Origin of the sequence: Dyella ginsengisoli LA-4 (assembly GCF_000334915.1) — a bacterium.
GTDB classification, from domain to species: Bacteria; Pseudomonadota; Gammaproteobacteria; order Xanthomonadales; family Rhodanobacteraceae; genus Dyella_A; species Dyella_A ginsengisoli_A.
In genome coordinates this window covers 19,208-37,130 of the sequence record NZ_AMSF01000056.1, presented here as the reverse complement: position 1 = coordinate 37,130, position 17,923 = coordinate 19,208, and the positions used below count along the sequence as shown (strand labels likewise).

Sequence of the window (17,923 nt, the reverse complement as noted above, 5' to 3'; positions counted from 1 at the left end):
CCGAGCCGCGGATGGCTGTGCGACACTGCCCGGCCATGATCCTTTCCGCGCTCAACCTGCTGGCCGTCGCCCTCTACCTGATCGCCACGGCCGCGCTCGCCTGGCCGCTGCTCGGCGAGGGCCGGCCTCCCGGGGGGCGCATGCCGCTGGTGGTGGCCGCTGCCGCCGTCCTGCTGCACGCCACGGCGCTGCTCAGCATGCACCGCGGCGCGCTGGACCTGCACTTCTTCGCCGCGCTTTCGCTGGTCGCCTGCGTGGTGTCGGCGCTGACCCTGCTGGTGAACCTGACCCGGCCGGTCGCGATACTCGGCGTGGCGGTGTTTCCCCTGTCTGCCCTGCTGGTGGCCATCGACGGTTTCATCGCACCGCCCACCGTGCCTACACCGATGGACTGGCAGATCAAGCTGCACGTGACGATCGCCCTGCTCGCCTTCAGCGTGCTGTCGATCGCCGCGGTGCTGGCGATCGGCCTGGCAGTGCAGGAACGCGGCCTGCGCCATCGCCAGTTCGGTCCCTGGCTGCGCGCCCTGCCGCCGCTGACCCTGACCGAGTCGCTGCTGTTCCAGCTGATCGGCGCCGGCTTCGCCCTGCTGACCCTGACCCTGGTTACCGGCGCGCTGTTCGTCGACAACCTGTTCGGCCAGCACCTGGTGCACAAGACGGTGCTGTCGATCCTCGCCTGGCTGGTGTTCGGCGCGCTGCTGTTCGGCCGCTGGCGCTACGGCTGGCGCGGCCGTCGCGCGGTGAACCTCACGCTGTCCGGCACGGCACTGCTGGTGCTGGCGTTCTTCGGCACCAAGGCCGTGCTCGAACTGGTTCTTCATCGCAGCATGTAGCGGAGTGGAGGGGAGATGGAAGCCGCGCAGTTCGTCCTGACCCTCTCCTGCGCCGACCGCCCCGGCATCGTGGGCGCCGTCTCCAGTCACCTTGCCGCCCAGGGCAGCAACATCCTCGAGGCGCAGCAGTTCGGCGATGCCCAGACCGGGCAGTTCTTCATGCGGCTGGTGTTCCGCCCGTGCACGCCGGACGTGGAAGCGGACGACCTGCGCGCCGGCTTCAAGGTGGTCGCCCAGCGATTCGGCATGCAGTGGACGCTGCGCCCGCGCGACCGGCGTCGCCGCGTCCTGCTGATGGTGTCGAAGTTTGACCACTGCCTGGCCGACCTGCTCTACCGCTGGCGCATCGGCGAACTGCCGATGGACATCGTCGGCATCGTGGCCAACCATCCGCGCGAGACCTATCGCCACCTGGACTTCGACGGGATCCCCTTCCACTACCTGCCGGTCGGCCGGGCCAACAAGGCGGAACAGGAAGCGCAGGTGTGGGCAGTGATCGAGCAGTCCGGGGCGGAGCTGGTGGTGCTCGCCCGCTACATGCAGGTGCTCTCCGACGAGCTGGCCGGCAAGCTCGCCGGACGCTGCATCAACATCCATCACTCGTTCCTGCCCGGCTTCAAGGGCGCCAGGCCCTACCATCAGGCGCACCGCCGCGGGGTCAAGCTGATCGGCGCCACCGCGCACTTCGTCACCGCCGACCTCGACGAAGGCCCGATCATCGAACAGGACATCGAACGGGTCAGCCACAGCGACACCCCCGAGGACCTGATCCGCATCGGCCGCGACATCGAGCGCCGCGTGCTGGCGCGTACCCTGCGGCTGGTGCTGGACGACCGCGTGCTGGTCGACGGCCACAAGACGGTGGTATTCGCCTCCTGACGAAGCGGCCCGACGGGCCTCAGCGGCAGGCGTCGATTGCCTCGGACAGGCGCTCCACGCCGACCACCTCCATCTCGCCCACCCGCCCTCGCTTGGGCGCGTTCGCCTTCGGCACGATGGCGCGGCGGAAGCCGTGCGTGGCCGCCTCTTTCAGGCGCTCCTCGCCGTTGGGCACGGGACGGATCTCACCGGACAAGCCAACCTCGCCGAAGGCGATGGTCTTGTCCGGCAGCGGCCGGTCGCGCAGCGAAGACAGCACTGCCAGCAGCACCGGCAGGTCGGCGGCGGTCTCCTGCACGCGGATGCCGCCGACCACGTTGACGAACACGTCCTGGTCGTAGGCCGCCACGCCGCCGTGCCGATGCAGTACGGCCAGCAGCATCGCCAGCCGGTTCTGCTCCAGGCCCAGCGCCACGCGACGCGGGTTGCCGAGCGAGCTCTGGTCGACCAGCGCCTGCACCTCCACCAGCAGCGGCCGGGTGCCCTCGCGGGTGACCATCACCGCGCTGCCCGGTGTCGGACCGCTGTGTGCGGAGAGGAAGATCGCCGACGGGTTCGGCACTTCGCGCAGGCCCTTCTCGCTCATCGCGAACACGCCCAGCTCGTTGACCGCGCCGAAGCGGTTCTTGAACGCCCGCAGCACCCGGAAGCGCGAACCGGACTCGCCCTCGAAGTACAGCACCGCATCGACCATGTGCTCGAGCACGCGCGGGCCGGCGATGCCGCCCTCCTTGGTCACGTGGCCGACCAGGAACACCGACGTGCCGGTCTCCTTGGCGAAGCGGGTGAGCTTGGCCGCCGACTCGCGCACCTGGCTGACCGATCCCGGCGCCGCCGTAAGCAGCTCGGTCCAGATGGTCTGGATCGAGTCGACCACCAGCACGCGCGGCCGGCTGGCGACGGCCTGCTCGAGGATGCGCTCGATGCAGGTTTCGGCCAGGCCGTGCAGCGGCGCCAGGGGCAGGTCCAGCCGCTGCGCGCGGGCCGCCACCTGGGCCAGCGATTCCTCGCCGGACACGTAGACGCTGGGCAGTTGCCCGCCCAGCGTGCCGAGCATCTGCAGCAGCAGCGTGGACTTGCCGATGCCCGGATCGCCGCCGATCAGCACCACCGAGCCGTCGACCAGGCCGCCGCCGAGCACCCGGTCCAGCTCGCCGATGCCGGTGAGCGTGCGCGACTCGGCGGTCACCGCCACCTCGGTCAGCGGCGTCACCTTCGTCGCGCCGGCCGCCTTGCCCGCGTAGCCGCCACGCGCCGCGCCGGCCGACTTCACCGCCGGCTGCAGCACGATCTCGCTCAGCGTGTTCCACACCCCGCACTCGACGCACTGCCCCTGCCACTTGGAGTGCTCGGCACCGCATTCGGTGCAGACATAGGCGGTCTTGGCCTTGGCCATCGGTGGTTCCTGCCGGATCGACGAAGCGGCAAGCTTAGCCGGCACGCATCGCAGCCGACGAGACGAGCCCACCCCCGGTTCGTGTCAGCCCTCGTCCTCGACGAACAGCACGCGACGGGTCATGCCGCAGGTGAGGTCGTAGCTGATCGTTCCGGCCTGGGCGGCGACAGTCTCCACCGGCAGCTCCGGCCCCCACAGGGTGACGCGGTCGCCGACGCGGGCATCCGGGGCCTCGCGCAGGTCCAGGGTGATCAGGTCCATCGAGACGCGGCCGACCAACGGCACGCAGCGGTCACCGACCAGCACCGACGTGCCCGCCGCGGCACTGCGCGGATAGCCGTCGCCGTAGCCGATCGCCGCCACGCCGACCGGCATGTCCTCGGGGCAGGTCCAGGTACCGTTGTAGCCGATGCGTTCCCCGGCGCGGACGCGGTTGATCGCGATCAGCCGGGTGGACAGTGTCATCGCCGGGCGATAGCCGAAATCGCTGCCGCTCCGGCCGTCGACCACCGACAACCCGTAAAGCAGGCCGCCGGTGCGGACCCAGTCGGCACGCGCCTCGGGCCAGCCGAGCAGGCCGGCGGAGTTGGCCAGCGAGCGCGGGCCGTCGAGACCGGCCGTGGCGGCGTTGAAGCGGTCGATCTGGGCGCGGGTCACCTCGCCGCCGAACACCTCGGACTCGGCGAAATGGGTGAGCAGGCCGATCTGCGGATCGATGCCGGGCATGGCCGCCAGCTGCGCGTGCACGGCGACGACCTTTTCCGGCGCGAAGCCCAGCCGGTGCATGCCGCTGTCGACCTTGATCCACACCCTGAGCCGCCCGCGCCGCGGCGAGGCCTCGGCCAGCCAGGCCAGTTGGGCCTCGTGATGGATCGCCGCATCCAGACCCAGCCGCTGCATTTCGGCGATATCGCCCGGCTGGTCCGGCCCGGACAACACGGCGATGCGCTGCCGATGCCCGGCCGCGCGCAGGCGCAGGCCGTCCCCCAGCGCGGCCACCGCGAACGCCTCGGCCTGTCCGTCCAGCGCCCGCGCCACCCGTTCCAGCCCGTGGCCGTAGGCGTCGGCCTTGACCACCGCCATCACGCCCGCCGGCGCGGCGGTGCGCTGGATCAGCGCCAGGTTGTGGCGCAACGCGCCCAGGTGGATGGTGGCGACAGTGGTACGGCTCATGGTCGTGGATCGACGGGCAGCGACGCCTGCCTGCCGGGGACGGAGGCCCCGACCGGCCGCGCCGGAAAGAGGGAAATCACTCGAACGCGCCGACGAACGAATCCGGCGCGTAGTTCTCGAACTTGGTGTAGTGGCCGAGGAAGGTCAGCTTCACCGTGTCGGTAGGGCCATTACGCTGCTTGCCGATGATGATCTCGGCCAGGCCTTTGTCCGGCGACTCCTTGTTGTAGTACTCGTCGCGGTAGATGAACATGATCACGTCGGCGTCCTGCTCGATGGCGCCCGACTCGCGCAGGTCGGACATCATCGGACGCTTGTCCGCGCGCTGCTCCAGCGAGCGGTTCAACTGGGAAAGGGCGATCACCGGCACGTTCAGCTCCTTGGCGAGGCCCTTGAGTGAACGCGAGATTTCTGAAATCTCGGTGGCGCGGTTCTCCTTGTTCCCGGGCACCTGCATCAGCTGCAGGTAGTCGATCACGATCAGGCCCAGCCCGCCGTGCTCGCGGTGCAGGCGGCGCGCGCGCGAGCGCAGCTCCACCGGCGACAGGCCCGGCGTGTCGTCGATGAAGATCTTCGCCTCGGAGAGAATCGCGATGGCATTGGTGACGCGCGGCCAGTCCTCCTCCTCCAGGTCGCCGTTGCGCAGGTGCTGCGCATGGATGCGGCCGATCGAGGAGATCAGGCGCAGCGCCAGCTGCGAGGAAGACATTTCCATCGAGAAGATCACCACCGCCTTCTTGCCGCGCAACGCGGCGGCCTCGGCGATGTTCACCGAGAACGCGGTCTTGCCCATCGAGGGACGCGCCGCGACGATGATCAGGTCCGATGGCTGAAGACCCGAGGTCAGCTCGTCCAGGTCGTTGAAGCCGGTGGAGATGCCGGTGAGCTGACCGCGGTTCTGGTAGCGCTCGTGCAGCAGGCGGAACGCGTCCTTCACCGCCTCGCGCATGGACACCGAGTCCTTCTTGCCGCGCGAGCCGGACTCGGCGATCTTGAACACGCGCTGCTCGGCGCTTTCCAGCACCTCCTGCACGCTCTTGCCGTCCGGCAGGTAGCCGTCCTCGCTGATCGCCACGCCCGCGTCGATCAGCTGCCGCAGGATCGACTTCTCGCGCACGATGTCCGCATAGGCGCCGATGTTCGCCGCACTCGGCGTGGTATTGGCCAGCTCGGCCAGGTAGCTGGCGCCGCCGACCATCTCGGCCAGGCCGTTGGCCTCGAACCAGTCGCCCAGGGTCACCGCGTCGCAGGGCATGCCCTTGTTCGCCAGCTCGGTGATCGCGCGCCAGATCAGGCGATGGTCCTTGCGGTAGAAATCGCCCTCGGAGAGCCGGTCGGCAACCTTGTCCAGCGCGTCGGGTGCCAGCATCAGGCCGCCCAGCACCGCCTGTTCGGCGTCGATGGAGTGCGGCGGCACGCGCAGCGACTCGATGCTGGGCGCGCGCTCGCCTTTGCGCTCGGAAACGAAGGACATGGAGCGATACCTCACAGGGAAACAGCCGCGCGGGTGACGCACGCAGGCGAAGGGTACTGACGGGCCAGCATACGCGGGCGCGTCGCGCGGAACGAGACAACAAGTCTGTGGCCAGCCTGTGGATAAGCTGTGGCCAGCCGTGGATAACCCGGTCCGGCAACGCCCGCCATCCAATGGTCGCCAACGAAAACGGGCGCCTCGCGGCGCCCGTTTCCAAACCCGGGAAGGGTGGACTTACTTCTCGCCGACCACGATCACCTTGACGGTGGTCTGGATGTCGGCGTGGAGCGACACCACGACCTCGTACTCGCCGGTGTTGCGGATCGGGCCTTCGCCCTGGATCACTTCGTTCTTGTGCACGTCATGGCCGGCCGCCTGCAGGGCGTCGGCGATCTCGCGCGGACCGACCGAGCCGTACAGCTTGCCCTCGGGGCTGGCATTGGCTTCGATGGTCACCTCGGCGCCTTCCAGCTTGGCCTTGCGGCCCTCGGCGCCCGACAGCTGCGCGGCAGCCTTGGCTTCGTACTCGGCACGGCGCTTCTCGAAGGCTTCGAGGTTGGCGGCGGTGACCGGCACGGCCTTGCCCTGCGGCAGCAGGTAGTTGCGGCCGTAACCCGGCTTCACGCTGACCTTGTCGCCCAGGTTGCCGAGGTTGCGGACTTTCTCGAGAAGAATCAGTTCCATGGTTTTTTCCTTTCGTTAGCACCGGTGTGGCCCGGCGCAGCCGTGGACGGTTGTCCGAAGAGTGAGCGCCCGCGCGCCGGACCGGAGCCCGGCACGCGGGATACGACTTAGACGTCGTGGTTGTCGGTGTACGGCAGCAGGGCCAGGAAGCGGGCGCGCTTGATCGCGGTCGCCAGCTGGCGCTGGTATCGGGCCTTGGTGCCGGTGATGCGGCTCGGCACGATCTTGCCGTTCTCGGTCACGTACTGGCGCAGCGTGTTGAGATCCTTGTAGTCGATCTCCTTCACCTTTTCGGCGGTGAAGCGGCAGAACTTGCGGCGGCGGAAGAACTTGGACATGGCTTGTGTGCTCCTGATCAGTCGTCGCTGTCGCGATCGTTGTCGCGGCTGCCGCGGCGGTCGTCGCCTTCGTTGTCGTCGTCACGGCGACGCGAACCCTTGGCGTCGTCCTTTTCCTTCGACTTCAGGATGAAGGACGGCTCGGTATCGGCCTCGTCGCGGCGGATGCACAGGTGGCGCAGCACGGCGTCGTTGAAGCGGAAGCCCGACTCGAGCTCGTTCAGCGCGTTCTGGGTGACCTCGATGTTCAGCAGCACGTAGTGCGCCTTGGCCAGGTCGACGATCGGGTACGCCAGCTGGCGGCGGCCCCAGTCCTCGAGGCGGTGGATCTTGCCGCCGTCGGCCTCGATCAGCGCCTTGTAGCGCTCGATCATCGCCGGCACCTGCTCGCTCTGGTCAGGGTGGACCAGGAACACAACTTCGTAATGACGCAGGGTCATTGTTCGGTAACTCCTTGTGGATGCGGCCTTTTTCAGGCCTGGCAGCCTCCCGTCGGTGCGGTGAGGCAAGGTTCCGCCCGCGGCCTGTTCGCCGTGGACAGAAGCGGAATTGTACGGCGCACCGGGCGGCGGCCGCAAGCAATTGATTTGCAGGAAATCGGCGCAGAGACGCCGAGGGACCGTTCAGCCGACCGTGAAGCTCTCGCCGCAACCGCACTCGCCGGTGGCGTTGGGGTTGTGGAACACGAAGCTGGCGTTGAGCCCCTGGCGCTGGAAGTCGATCACGGTGCCGTCGACCAGCGGCAGACTCCTGGCGTCGACCACCACCGGCAGGCCGTCGATCTCGATCACCTGGTCGTCGGCGGCGACCTCGTTGGCCAGATCCACCACGTAGGCAAAGCCGGAACAGCCGGTGCGCTTCACACCGAAGCGCACGCCAGGCGCCGTGGGCGTCTGGTCGAGGAAGTGGCGCATCCGCTGGCTGGCGGCGGGGGTGATGGAAATCGTCATGGCGTGCAACCGTTTACGTGGCGACCGGCAAAGGCTCGCGGGTCCGTCGGAACCTACATTATCATGCGGGTTTGGCCGGTTCCGATCCTTTCGGCATCCCGCCCGGCCATCTCTTCCCACAGTTCATGCGTCCAGATGCGGCGCGGCAGCAGGAGTTTCAATCCATGGCGTTGGTCAGCACGACGGTGTGCAGCGTGAAGCAGGCCCTTTCCGGCCAGGTCGAGGCCGGTCAGAAGGTGACCGTGCGCGGCTGGGTGCGGACCATCCGCGAGTCCAAGGGCGGGCTGTCCTTCGTCAACGTCACCGACGGCTCCTGCTTCGACCCGATCCAGGCCGTGGTCACCGACCAGGTGGCCAACTACGAGACCGAGGTGAAGCGCCTGACCACCGGCGCCGGCCTGATCGTCACCGGCACCCTGGTGCCGTCGCAGGGCAAGGGCCAGCGCTTCGAGATCCAGGCCGAGACGGTGGAGGTCACCGGCTTCGTCGACGACCCGCTGACCTACCCGATCCAGCCCAAGCCGCACACCATGGAATTCCTGCGCGAGGTCGCCCACCTGCGGCCGCGTACCAACCTGTTCGGCGCGGTGACCCGCGTGCGCCACACGATGATGACGGCGATCCACCGCTGGCTCACCGAACAGGGCTTCTTCTGGATCAACACCCCGATCATCACCACCTCCGACGCCGAGGGCGCCGGCGACATGTTCCGGCTGTCCACGCTGGACCTGGCCAACCTGCCGCGCCTGCCGGACGGCAAGATCGACTTCCGCAAGGACTTCTTCGGTCGCGAGGCTTTCCTCACCGTCTCCGGCCAGCTCAACGTCGAGGCGTACTGCCTGGCGATGAGCAAGGTCTACACCTTCGGCCCGACCTTCCGCGCCGAGAACTCCAACACCCCGCGCCACCTGGCCGAGTTCTGGATGGTGGAGCCGGAGATCGCCTTCGCCGACCTCAATGACAATGCCGACTGCGCCGAGGGCTTCCTCAAGGCGATCTTCAAGGCGGTGCTGGAAGAGCGTGCCGACGACATGGCGTTCTTCGCCGAACGCGTGCTGCCGGAAGCAGTGACCCGCCTGGAGAACTTCATCGCCCAGCCGTTCGAGCGCATCGACTACACCGACGCCATCGAGATCCTGAAGAACGCCGACCAGAAGTTCGAATTCCCGGTCGCCTGGGGCGTGGACCTGCAGACCGAACACGAGCGCTACCTCGCCGAGAAACATATCGGCCGCCCCGTGGTCGTGATGAACTACCCCGAGGCGATCAAGGCCTTCTACATGCGCCTGAACGACGACGAGAAAACCGTGGCGGCGATGGACGTGCTGGCCCCCGGCATCGGCGAGATCATCGGCGGCGCGCAGCGCGAGGAACGCCTGGACTACCTCGACACCCGCATGGCCAAGTTCGGCCTGGATGCCGAAACGTACAGCTGGTACCGCGACCTGCGCCGCTACGGCACGGTGCCGCACGCGGGCTTCGGCCTGGGCTTCGAGCGACTGCTGGTCTACGTCTGCGGCCTGTCCAACATCCGCGACGCCATCCCCTACCCCCGCGTGGCCGGTTCGGCCGAGTTCTGATCCTCACGAGTCCCAAGCATGCGCCTGCTGTTCAAGCTTCCCGCCCTGCTCGTCGCCCTCGGCCTGTGCCTGGCCCTCGGCGCGTGCCACAGCGCCAAGGTATTCGTGCCGCCCAACCTGCGCCCGCCGACCGACACCGGCGATGCGCTGAAGCTGGCCCAGCAGCATCTGCAGGACGCCACGCCGTGCTGCACCAGCTTCGCCGACTTCTCGTACGGCACCCTGCTGCCCTGGCGGCCGAAGAAATTCCAGCTTGGCCCGAACAGCCCGGTGGCCAACCTCAACGGCGTGCGCAGCCACTTCCTCGCGTTCAAGCTGCCGCCGGACCTGAAAATGCCCTACCGGGTGGCGATCAAGTCGGAATTGAACGGCCGCTGGCTGCACTCGGCCTACCTGTTCGCCCCGACCACGGTCGTGCTCGACGAGGCGTTCCAGCCGATCGACGGCAAGGACATCCCGCTGTGCGAATACATGGGCTGGAGCAAGTCCACCACCGGCGCATTCGGCAGCACCACCATCGACAACCCGAAGGCCCGCTACCTGGTGATCTATTCCTCGTCCGACCAGCAATCCGGCAACACCTACTGGGAGCAGTCGCCTGCGGCCTTTTCGGCCGAGGCGCCGGTCAACATGACCTCGACGGGCAGCTTCAAGATCCCGCACGGGCCGGATGGCACGATCTGGGTCGGGCTGATGAACGATGGCTACAAGACCGCTGTCGACCAGGCCGTCTGTGGCGAGGCACCCAAGGGCGACGGCCTGCTCAAGACGCTGAGCACGCTGCCCAGCCACTGGACCGGGAGCGCCCCCTGATGCCGCTCGGCCTGCTCTACCTGGGTCTGCTGCTGGCCGGTGTGGCCAGCTTCCTGCTGCACTACGTGGCACTGGGCCGGCTGGCCAGCCGCCTGCGCCAGCAGCACCCGGACAAATGGAAAATCATCGCGCAGGACGAGCGCGGGCTCGCGGTCAGTCCGCCGATGCGCTGGATGCGGCTGCAGAATGCCCTGCGCTCGCCGGTGATGCCCGCACTGGAGGATCCCGTGCTCAACCGCTGGCGGCGGCTGTGGCGGATTCTTCCCCTGCTGGCCTGGGCTTTTCTGATCGCCGCTTTCGCGCTGCGCTGGATCACTCGCTGACCCGACCCGGAGGCATCCGATGCATCTCAGCCTGGAAGGACGACACGCACTGGTGTGCGGCGCCTCGCAGGGTATCGGGCGTGCCACGGCGGTCGAACTGGCCCAGCTGGGCGCCCGCGTGAGCCTGCTGGCACGCTCGGCCGACACGCTCGAAGCCCTGGCACAATCACTGCCCTGCCGGCACGGCCAGCAGCATGCGTGGCACGCAGTGGACATGGCCGACACCGCGGCACTGGCGGAAGCAGCCGCAGCACTGGTGGCAACCGGTCCGGTGCACATCTTGGTCAACAACACCGGCGGCCCGCCCGGTGGCAGCGCGCATCAAGCCGACCGCGCCGCCTACGAGGCCGCTTTCCGGCAGCATGTGCTGGCCGCGCAGACGCTGTTGCAGGCGGTGCTGCCCGGCATGCGCGCGGAAGGCTACGGCCGCCTGGTCAACGTGATCTCCACTTCGGTGAAAGAGCCGATTCCCGGCCTGGGCGTGTCCAACACCATCCGCGCGGCCATGGCCGGCTGGGCCAAGACGCTGGCCGGGGAGCTCGCCGCCGAAGGCATCACCGTGAACAACGTGCTGCCCGGCTACACCCGCACGGCACGTCTGGAGAGCCTGCTCGCTGCGAAAGCCGCCGCATCGGGCCGCCCGCTCGAGGAGATCGCCGACGAACTGGCCGCGTCGGTGCCGGCGCGCCGCTTCGGCGAGGCCTCGGAAGTGGCCGCCATGGTCGCCTTCCTTTGCACGCCTGCCGCCGCGTACATCAACGGCACCAGCATTCCGGTCGATGGCGGCCGCACCCGCGCGCTGAACTGAAGCCATGCCTGAAGGCCCCGAGATCCGTCGCGCCGCCGATGCACTGGCCAAGGCCGTGGCCGGCGAACCGCTGGTGCAGGCCTGGTTCGCACCTCCGGCGCTGAAGCGCCACGAGAAGAAACTGGTCGGGCGCCGCATCGAGGCCATCACCCCGCACGGCAAAGCCCTGCTCACCCGTTTCGACAACGGCCTCACGCTCTATTCGCACAACCAGCTCTACGGCGTCTGGCGCGTGGCCGGCGCCGGCGAGCGGCCGGCCACCGGACGCAGCCTGAAAGTCGCACTGGAGACGTCACGCAAGGCGATCCTGCTGTACAGCGCCACCGACATCGAGATGTGGCCGACCGAGCAGGTGCACGAACATCCGTTCCTGCAGCGGCTGGGGCCGGATGCGCTCGACCCCTCGCTGGACGTCGGCACGGTCGAGGCAAGGCTGTTTGACCCACGCTTCGCCCGGCGCCGGCTCGGCGCACTGCTGCTGGACCAGGCCTTCGTCGCCGGACTGGGCAACTACCTGCGGGTGGAGATCCTGTGGGAGGCCGGACTGGACCACGATCGCCGCCCCTGCGATCTCGACGACACCGAACGCGCCCTGCTGGCCGAGGCGATCCTCGACCTGCCGCGCCGCTCGTACCGCACCCGCGGCCGTCGCGGCGCCGGGCACCTGCAGGACACCCCGTTCCGCTTCCGCGCGTACGAGCGCGCCGGCGAGGCCTGCGCGCGCTGCCTCACCCCGATCGAGAAATCGATGGTGGCCAGCCGACCGTTCTACGCCTGCCCACGCTGTCAGCGCTGAGCACGCGCCGGCTCGGGTTACCATGACACCTCAAGCGCAGGGCGTTCCGCCTTCCGGCGCGCCCGCCCAGGAATTTCCATGAGTCACAATCCGCTGCAGGACCTGATCGACAGCAACCGCCGCTGGTCGGCCAACGTCCGCAAGGAGGATCCCGCCTTTTTCGAACGGCTGGCCGGGCAGCAGTCGCCCAAGTACCTGTGGATCGGCTGCTCCGACTCGCGCGTGCCGGCCACCCAGATCGTCGACCTGCCACCGGGCGAGATCTTCGTCCAGCGCAACGTGGCCAATGTGGTCTCGCACACCGACCTGAACTGCCTGAGCACGATCCAGTTCGCCGTCGACGTGCTGAAGGTCGAGCACATCATCGTGGTGGGCCACTACGGCTGCGGCGGCGTGCAGGCGGTGCTGGACCAGCGCCGGATGGGGCTGGTCGACAACTGGTTGCGCCACGTCGGCGACGTCGCGCACAAACACAGCCAGATGCTGGTTGGCCTTCCGAACATGGTCGACCGAAATGTGCGCCTGTGTGAGCTCAATGCGCTCGAACAGGTGTTGAACGTGTGCCACACCACGATGGTGATGGACGCATGGGAGCGCGGCCAGAACCTGGCCGTGCACGCCTGGTGCTACAGCCTCACCAATGGCCACATGAACGACCTCGGTGTGCACATCCGCGATCACGGGGCAATCTGGCCTACCTACCACGAGGCGCTTGAGCGGCTGACCCGCCGGGTTGGCGAACCGGCCTGACCCGGGCCACTCAGGCTGCGTCGAGGCAGCCGCGCAACAGTTCGCCGATCAGCGCCTGCACCGGCGCAGCCAGCTCCGGCCGGTACGCCAGCGTGTCCTCGTCCATGTAGTTGCATTGCGCCAGCTCGAGCTGGACCGCCTGCACGCCTTCGGCGGGACAACCGTACTGCCGCGTGATGTAGCCGCCCTTGAAGCGCCCGTTCACCACGTAGGTGTAGCCATCCTGGCCCGCGAGGCGCGCGGCAAGCCGCTGCTGCAGGGCCGCGCCGCAGCTGGCGCCGTCGGCGGTGCCCAGGTTGAAGTCCGGCAGCCGTCCGTCGAACAGCATCGGCACCACGCTGCGGATGGAGTGACCCTCCCACAGCACGACACGACCATGCTCGGCCTTCAGTCGCGCGAGCTCATCCTGCAGCGCCTGGTGATAGGGGCGCCAGAACGCATCGACCCGCCGGCCGGTCTCGGCCGCATCGGGCTCGGCCCCGTCGGGATACAGCGGTGCGCCGTCGAAACCCATGGTCGGCAGCAGCCCGGTCTCGCGACGGCCCGGGTACAGCGCATGACCATCGGCCGGACGGTTGAGATCGACCACGTAGCGCGACATCGCCGGGCGCAGCAGGCTCGCGCCCAGCACTTTGGCCAGCGGGGCGTAGAGCTGGCCGACGTGCCAGTCGGTGTCGACCGAGCCCCGCGCCGTGGGGAGCATGCGCGCGGCGATGTCGTCGGGAATCGTGCTGCCGTCGTGCGGCAGGCTGATCAGCAACGGCGCCGTACCGCGCTCGAGAGTGAAGATCGGAGTATCCATCGGCGCAGTGTAACGGCGCGCTTGCGCAGCCATGCCCCGGCGGACCGCGCAGTCCGTCCAGGACACACATCGCCACCCTGAGAAGACATCGGCCAGCGCCAGCAGCCCCGCCGGTTGCAGGCAAAGGATTACGAGCGTAATCTTCAAATAGAATTACATACGTAATCCCAAGGAGTCCGCGATGGGCAGTGCGATCCCCAGCATCACCGACGCCGAGAGCCAGGTCATGACCGTGCTGTGGGACCAGGCCCCGCGCAGCTCGGAAGAGATCGTCGCCGCGCTGGCCGACACCGGCTGGCACGAAAAGACCATCCGCACCCTGCTCAACCGCCTGCTCGGCAAGCAGGCGGTGGCCGCCGACCGCGATGGCCGCCGTTACCTGTACCGGCCGCTGTTGAGCCGCGAGCAATGGCAGTCGCAGGAGAGCCGCAGCCTGCTCGACCGCGTATTCGGCGGCCGCGTCGCACCGTTGCTGGCGCATTTCAGCCGTCACGAAAAGCTCAGCGAGAAAGACATCGCCGAACTTCGCGCGCTGATCGACGCCATCGACCGCAAGGAGCGCTGAGATGGCCGCAGTCCTGCTCGACGTCACCCTGGGACTGGCCGTCGCGCTCGTCCTGCGCCGCCCGGTACGGCGCCTGCTGGGTGCCGGCCCGGCCTTCACGCTGTGGCTGTGGCCGCTGCTGCTCGCACTCGTGTCGTGGCTGCCGATGCGGGCGATGCCGGCGTACGCGCTTCCGCCGGTGCTGGCGCATGCCCGCGCGAGCGCTGCCGCCGCACTCGCGGCAGCGCCCCGCACGCACGACGCCTGGCTGCTGCTGTGGTCCGCCGGGGCTGCCCTCGCGCTGCTGCGGCTGGTCATTGCCTATACCCGGCTGCGTCGCGCGGCCCGGCCGGCACCGCCGTCGCTGCGGGCGCGGGTGGCCGAGGTGGCCCCCGGGCTGGATCCGCGTCGCCTGCGCCTGCACCCGCAGGGGCCGGCCGTGCTGTGGGCACCGCGCAGCCTCGTGCTGCTGCCGGCCGGGTTCGCCCGCGACAGCGACCCGGCGCGCATGCGGATGGTGCTCGCCCACGAATGCACCCACCTGCGCCGGCTCGATCCGCTGTGGACGCTGCTGGCGGAGATCGCCGTAGCCCTGCTGTGGTTCCACCCGCTGGCCTGGCTGGCCCTGCCCCGCTTCCGCCTCGACCAGGAACTGGCCTGCGACGAGCGCACCCTGCGCACCCACGATGCGGACGCCCCCGCTTATGCGCGCACCCTGCTTTCCAGCGCCGGCATGGACGCTGCGCCGGTGCTGATCCCCTGGCTCGCCGAGCCGCAGCTGAAGGAACGACTGACCATGATCCGACGCCACCGCACCCGCACCCCGCTTCGCATCGCCGGCACGCTCGGCCTGGCATTGGCCGGCACCGGCCTCGCCCTGGCGGCACGCACCATGCCCCCTGCCCAGGCACCGGCAGGCGCCTCGCAGGACCTGGCCTTCAACGCCCGCGTGCAGCCGCACTATCCAAAAGCCTCCATCGCGAACAAGGAGCAAGGCACGGTGGTGCTCAAGATCCTGGTCAACCCGGATGGCTCGGTGAAACAGGTGGATTACGACCCCAAGGGCAGTAGCACCACGTCCGGCAACCTGATCGCCGCCGCCAGCGAGGCGGCCATGCAATGGCACTTCAACCCAGCCATGCGCGGCGGCCACGCCATCGAGAGCTACGCCCGGGTTCCGGTCAACTTTTCGTTGGACGAATTACCCACGCCCGTCAGCAAGGCCGAAGCAGAGAAAAAGGCTTCGGAATATGCAAAAAAGCACTGATTTGAAAGTGTTTTGATGCCTTTGGTAGGCTCACGCCATCCAGGTAAGGGCCTACCGCATGATGCCGCTCACCACCGCCTCGCCAAATCACCCCGCACGGCCATCCGGTCGCTGGGCGCTCGGCGCGCTCGCATGCCTTGCACTGGCCGCCTGCTCCAGCGCGCCGCACCGCCGCGAGCCGACCTTCAAGGCATCGCACTCCGACCTCGCCGACCTGCCCGCACGCGCACCCTCGGCGGCCACGGCGCAGGTCGCCAACGATGTGCTGTTCCGGGCCATGGCACTGGTCGGCACGCCGTACAAGTGGGGCGGCAACACGCCGGAATCCGGTTTCGACTGCAGCGGCCTGGTCGACTACATCTATCGGCACGCCGCCGACATCCTGCTGCCGCACAGTTCGCGCGAGATGGCCGCGATGGACGGACGCAAGATCCGGCACATGACCGACCTGGCCAGCGGCGACCTGGTGTTCTTCGGAAGCCGTGGCGGCGTGAGCCACGTCGGCGTCTACGTCGGCAAGGGCCGCTTCGTGCATGCCCCGAACAGTGGCGGCACGGTGCGGCTGGACGATATCGATGGCCCGTACTGGCGCGACCACTTCGAGTTTGGAAAACGCCTGCTGGACTGACCGGACGCGTGTCGCTGAAAAAAAAACGGCGCCCGTGGGCGCCGTTTTTTTCATCCCGCAGATGGGACGAGCTCAGTGAGCCGCGCCGCCCGGCGGATGGGCGTGACCGTGCTGGATCTCTTCCTCGGTGCCCTCGCGCACCTCGTTGACGGTGACGTCGAAGGTGAGCGCCTTGCCGGCCATCGGGTGGTTCAGATCCACATCCACCGTGGTCATGCCCACCTTCTGCACCACCACCACGCGGTGGCCGCCCTGCTTGAGCGCCAGCGTCGTGGCCATGCCCGGCTTGAGCTTGTTCGCCTGCTGGAAGTACTTCTTCGGCACGCGCTGGGTCTGGCCCTCCTGGCGCTCGCCGTAGGCTTCCGCCGGCGGCACCTCGACCTGGAACGACTCGCCCGCCTCGCGCTCTTCCAGCGCCTTCTCCAGCCCCGGAATCAGCTGCCCGTGGCCGAGCAGAACCCACAGCGGCTCGTTGCCGTCCAGCGAGCTTTCCACCTTCTCGCCGTCCACCGTGAGGGTGTAGTGCAGCGAGATCACCTTGTCCTTGCCAGCCTTCATGTCGTTCTCTTTCGGGTCGTGCAAAGCGGGCGATTGTATCAGGCCTGCCCACCACCGAAGCGCACGCCCCGCACCTCCGGCCCGAGCCAGGCCAGCAGCGCCAGCAGCACCGCCACCGCAGCCATCCACGGCGCCATCACCATGGCGTAGTTGCCGCCATGGGCCTCGGCCAGCCAGGCCTGCGCGTAGGCGGTACTGGCCGCCAGCAGGTTGCCGAGCTGGTAGGCGAAACCGGGCAGCGTGCCGCGCACCTCGTCCGGAGACATCTCGTTGAGGTAGGACGGCACCACGCCCCAGGCCCCCTGCACCATCACCTGGATCAGGAACGCCCCCAGGCCGAGCAACACCAGCGAGCCGCCGAAGGCCCACAACGGGATGCACGGCAGCGCCAGCAGGGCCGCAACCACCATCGCCCGGCGCCGCCCCACCCGCTCCGACCACGCGCCGAAGAACAGGCCACCGACGATCGCGCCGGCGTTGAGCAGCATGGTCAGCAGGGTGACCTCGCCGGTGCCCAGGTGCAGCTGCGACTTGAGGAAGGTCGGATACATGTCCTGCGAGCCGTGGCTGAACATGTTGAACGCCGCCATCAGCAGCATCATGTAGACCAGCCGCTTCCAGTGCCCGCGCATCGCGTGCAGCACGTGGCGCGGCGGTCCGGCCTGCCGACCCGATTCCCACACCGGCGACTCGGGCACCCTGGCGCGCAGGTAGAGCACCAGCAGCGCAGGTAGCGCGCCGACCACGAACATCGCCCGCCAGCCGAACCCGAACACCCCGAACACCAGCCAGTACGCCAGCGCCCCCAGGAAATAGCCGCAGGGATAGCCGCTCTGCAGCAGGCCCGACACCGCACCGCGCGACGACGCCGGGATCGACTCCATCACCAGCGACGCGCCGATGCCCCATTCGCCACCCATCGCGATGCCGAACAGGAAGCGCAGCACCAGCAACACGGTGAGCGAAGGCGCGAAGGCACAGGCCAGCTCCAGCACCGAGAACAGGAGTACGTCGACCATCAGCACGGGCCGTCGACCGAAGCGGTCGGCCAGGCGGCCAAACAGCAGTGCCCCGATGGGCCGCGCCGCAAGCGTCAGCAGGATGCTGAAGGCGACCTCTTTCGTCGCGACCCCGAACTCCCCGGCAATGTTGCCGATCACGAAGACCAGCAGGAAGAAGTCGAAGGCGTCGAGGGTCCAGCCCAGGAAGCTGGCCAGCACCGTGTGCCGCTGGCGGCTGTCGAGCTGGCGGAACGCGGCAATCAGGGACATGCGGCAGCAGCTCCGGCGTAATGCAGCCGCTGAGGCTAGCACGGCCTTGCCGG

At 68.5% G+C, this 17,923-nt stretch carries 21 protein-coding genes; 11 read left to right on the top strand and 10 right to left on the bottom strand.

Translation table 11 applies throughout. The features are described 5' to 3' along the window. The first annotated feature begins 35 nt into the window (after positions 1–35). Positions 36–836 (top strand): cytochrome C assembly family protein, encoded by an 801-nt coding sequence (locus tag C693_RS0113365; RefSeq protein ID WP_017462791.1) that lies wholly within the window; start codon positions 36–38, stop codon positions 834–836. 15 nt (positions 837–851) lie between these two features. Beyond that, complete coding sequence (gene purU / locus C693_RS0113360) at positions 852–1,715, top strand: formyltetrahydrofolate deformylase (RefSeq protein WP_017462790.1); 864 nt, start codon at positions 852–854, stop codon at positions 1,713–1,715. Between the two features lie 19 nt (positions 1,716–1,734). Here purU and radA read toward each other — a convergent pair whose 3' ends face one another. From radA to C693_RS0113325, 7 genes are all read right to left on the bottom strand, one after another. Further along, a complete protein-coding gene (gene radA / locus C693_RS0113355; RefSeq protein WP_017462789.1) occupies positions 1,735–3,111 on the bottom strand; it encodes a DNA repair protein RadA in 1,377 nt (458 codons plus the stop codon). Between the two features lie 84 nt (positions 3,112–3,195). Further along, the gene (gene alr, locus C693_RS0113350) at positions 3,196–4,284 is read right to left on the bottom strand and encodes an alanine racemase (protein ID WP_017462788.1); all 1,089 of its coding nucleotides are present in this window, start codon (positions 4,282–4,284) and stop codon (positions 3,196–3,198) included. A 76-nt stretch (positions 4,285–4,360) separates the two neighbouring features. Beyond that, complete coding sequence (locus C693_RS0113345; protein ID WP_017462787.1) at positions 4,361–5,758, bottom strand: replicative DNA helicase; 1,398 nt, start codon at positions 5,756–5,758, stop codon at positions 4,361–4,363. 234 nt (positions 5,759–5,992) lie between these two features. Then, positions 5,993–6,442: a 50S ribosomal protein L9 gene (gene rplI / locus C693_RS0113340; protein WP_017462786.1), complete on the bottom strand. Its 450-nt coding sequence runs from the start codon at positions 6,440–6,442 to the stop codon at positions 5,993–5,995. Between the two features lie 107 nt (positions 6,443–6,549). Beyond that, the gene (rpsR, locus tag C693_RS0113335) at positions 6,550–6,780 is read right to left on the bottom strand and encodes a 30S ribosomal protein S18 (RefSeq protein WP_017462785.1); all 231 of its coding nucleotides are present in this window, start codon (positions 6,778–6,780) and stop codon (positions 6,550–6,552) included. Positions 6,781–6,797: 17 nt separating this feature from the next. Beyond that, positions 6,798–7,220, bottom strand: coding sequence for a 30S ribosomal protein S6 (gene rpsF / locus C693_RS0113330; RefSeq protein WP_017462784.1), 423 nt, complete (start codon positions 7,218–7,220; stop codon positions 6,798–6,800). 183 nt (positions 7,221–7,403) lie between these two features. Continuing rightward, entirely contained in the window at positions 7,404–7,730 is a 327-nt protein-coding gene (locus tag C693_RS0113325) for a HesB/IscA family protein (RefSeq protein ID WP_017462783.1), read from the bottom strand. A gap of 164 nt (positions 7,731–7,894) precedes the next feature. On the opposite strand from C693_RS0113325, the gene asnS reads away from it, so the two are divergent. The 6 genes from asnS (at position 7,895) to can (ending at position 12,800) form a co-directional block, all read left to right on the top strand. Then, positions 7,895–9,310 carry an asparagine--tRNA ligase gene (gene asnS / locus C693_RS0113320; RefSeq protein WP_017462782.1) on the top strand — a complete coding sequence of 472 codons (1,416 nt, stop codon included), beginning with the start codon at positions 7,895–7,897 and terminating at the stop codon, positions 9,308–9,310. An 18-nt stretch (positions 9,311–9,328) separates the two neighbouring features. Beyond that, positions 9,329–10,123 carry a MalM family protein gene (locus C693_RS0113315; RefSeq protein ID WP_017462781.1) on the top strand — a complete coding sequence of 265 codons (795 nt, stop codon included), beginning with the start codon at positions 9,329–9,331 and terminating at the stop codon, positions 10,121–10,123. Then, positions 10,123–10,446 carry a hypothetical protein gene (locus tag C693_RS0113310; RefSeq protein ID WP_017462780.1) on the top strand — a complete coding sequence of 108 codons (324 nt, stop codon included), beginning with the start codon at positions 10,123–10,125 and terminating at the stop codon, positions 10,444–10,446. The genes C693_RS0113315 and C693_RS0113310 overlap by 1 nt, the downstream gene beginning before the upstream one ends. Positions 10,447–10,465: 19 nt before the next feature. Next, positions 10,466–11,254: an SDR family oxidoreductase gene (locus tag C693_RS0113305; RefSeq protein ID WP_017462779.1), complete on the top strand. Its 789-nt coding sequence runs from the start codon at positions 10,466–10,468 to the stop codon at positions 11,252–11,254. Between the two features lie 4 nt (positions 11,255–11,258). Further along, entirely contained in the window at positions 11,259–12,050 is a 792-nt protein-coding gene (nei, locus tag C693_RS0113300) for an endonuclease VIII (RefSeq protein WP_017462778.1), read from the top strand. Positions 12,051–12,128: 78 nt separating this feature from the next. After that, positions 12,129–12,800, top strand: coding sequence for a carbonate dehydratase (can, locus tag C693_RS0113295; protein WP_017462777.1), 672 nt, complete (start codon positions 12,129–12,131; stop codon positions 12,798–12,800). A gap of 10 nt (positions 12,801–12,810) precedes the next feature. On the opposite strand, the gene hutG is transcribed toward can, so the two are convergent. After that, complete coding sequence (hutG, locus tag C693_RS0113290; protein ID WP_026107410.1) at positions 12,811–13,602, bottom strand: N-formylglutamate deformylase; 792 nt, start codon at positions 13,600–13,602, stop codon at positions 12,811–12,813. A gap of 181 nt (positions 13,603–13,783) precedes the next feature. Between hutG and C693_RS0113285 the strand changes: the two genes are divergently transcribed. Genes C693_RS0113285 through C693_RS0113275 form a run of 3 tightly spaced genes read left to right on the top strand, consistent with a single transcriptional unit; the run spans position 13,784 to position 16,041 of the window. Beyond that, positions 13,784–14,167 (top strand): BlaI/MecI/CopY family transcriptional regulator, encoded by a 384-nt coding sequence (locus tag C693_RS0113285; RefSeq protein WP_017462775.1) that lies wholly within the window; start codon positions 13,784–13,786, stop codon positions 14,165–14,167. A 1-nt stretch (position 14,168) separates the two neighbouring features. After that, entirely contained in the window at positions 14,169–15,413 is a 1,245-nt protein-coding gene (locus C693_RS0113280; RefSeq protein WP_017462774.1) for a M56 family metallopeptidase, read from the top strand. A gap of 58 nt (positions 15,414–15,471) precedes the next feature. Continuing rightward, complete coding sequence (locus C693_RS0113275) at positions 15,472–16,041, top strand: C40 family peptidase (RefSeq protein WP_017462773.1); 570 nt, start codon at positions 15,472–15,474, stop codon at positions 16,039–16,041. Positions 16,042–16,113: 72 nt separating this feature from the next. Here C693_RS0113275 and C693_RS0113270 read toward each other — a convergent pair whose 3' ends face one another. Continuing rightward, positions 16,114–16,599 carry an FKBP-type peptidyl-prolyl cis-trans isomerase gene (locus C693_RS0113270; protein WP_017462772.1) on the bottom strand — a complete coding sequence of 162 codons (486 nt, stop codon included), beginning with the start codon at positions 16,597–16,599 and terminating at the stop codon, positions 16,114–16,116. A 38-nt stretch (positions 16,600–16,637) separates the two neighbouring features. Next, positions 16,638–17,870, bottom strand: coding sequence for an MFS transporter (locus tag C693_RS0113265; protein WP_017462771.1), 1,233 nt, complete (start codon positions 17,868–17,870; stop codon positions 16,638–16,640). Positions 17,871–17,923: the final 53 nt, after the last annotated feature.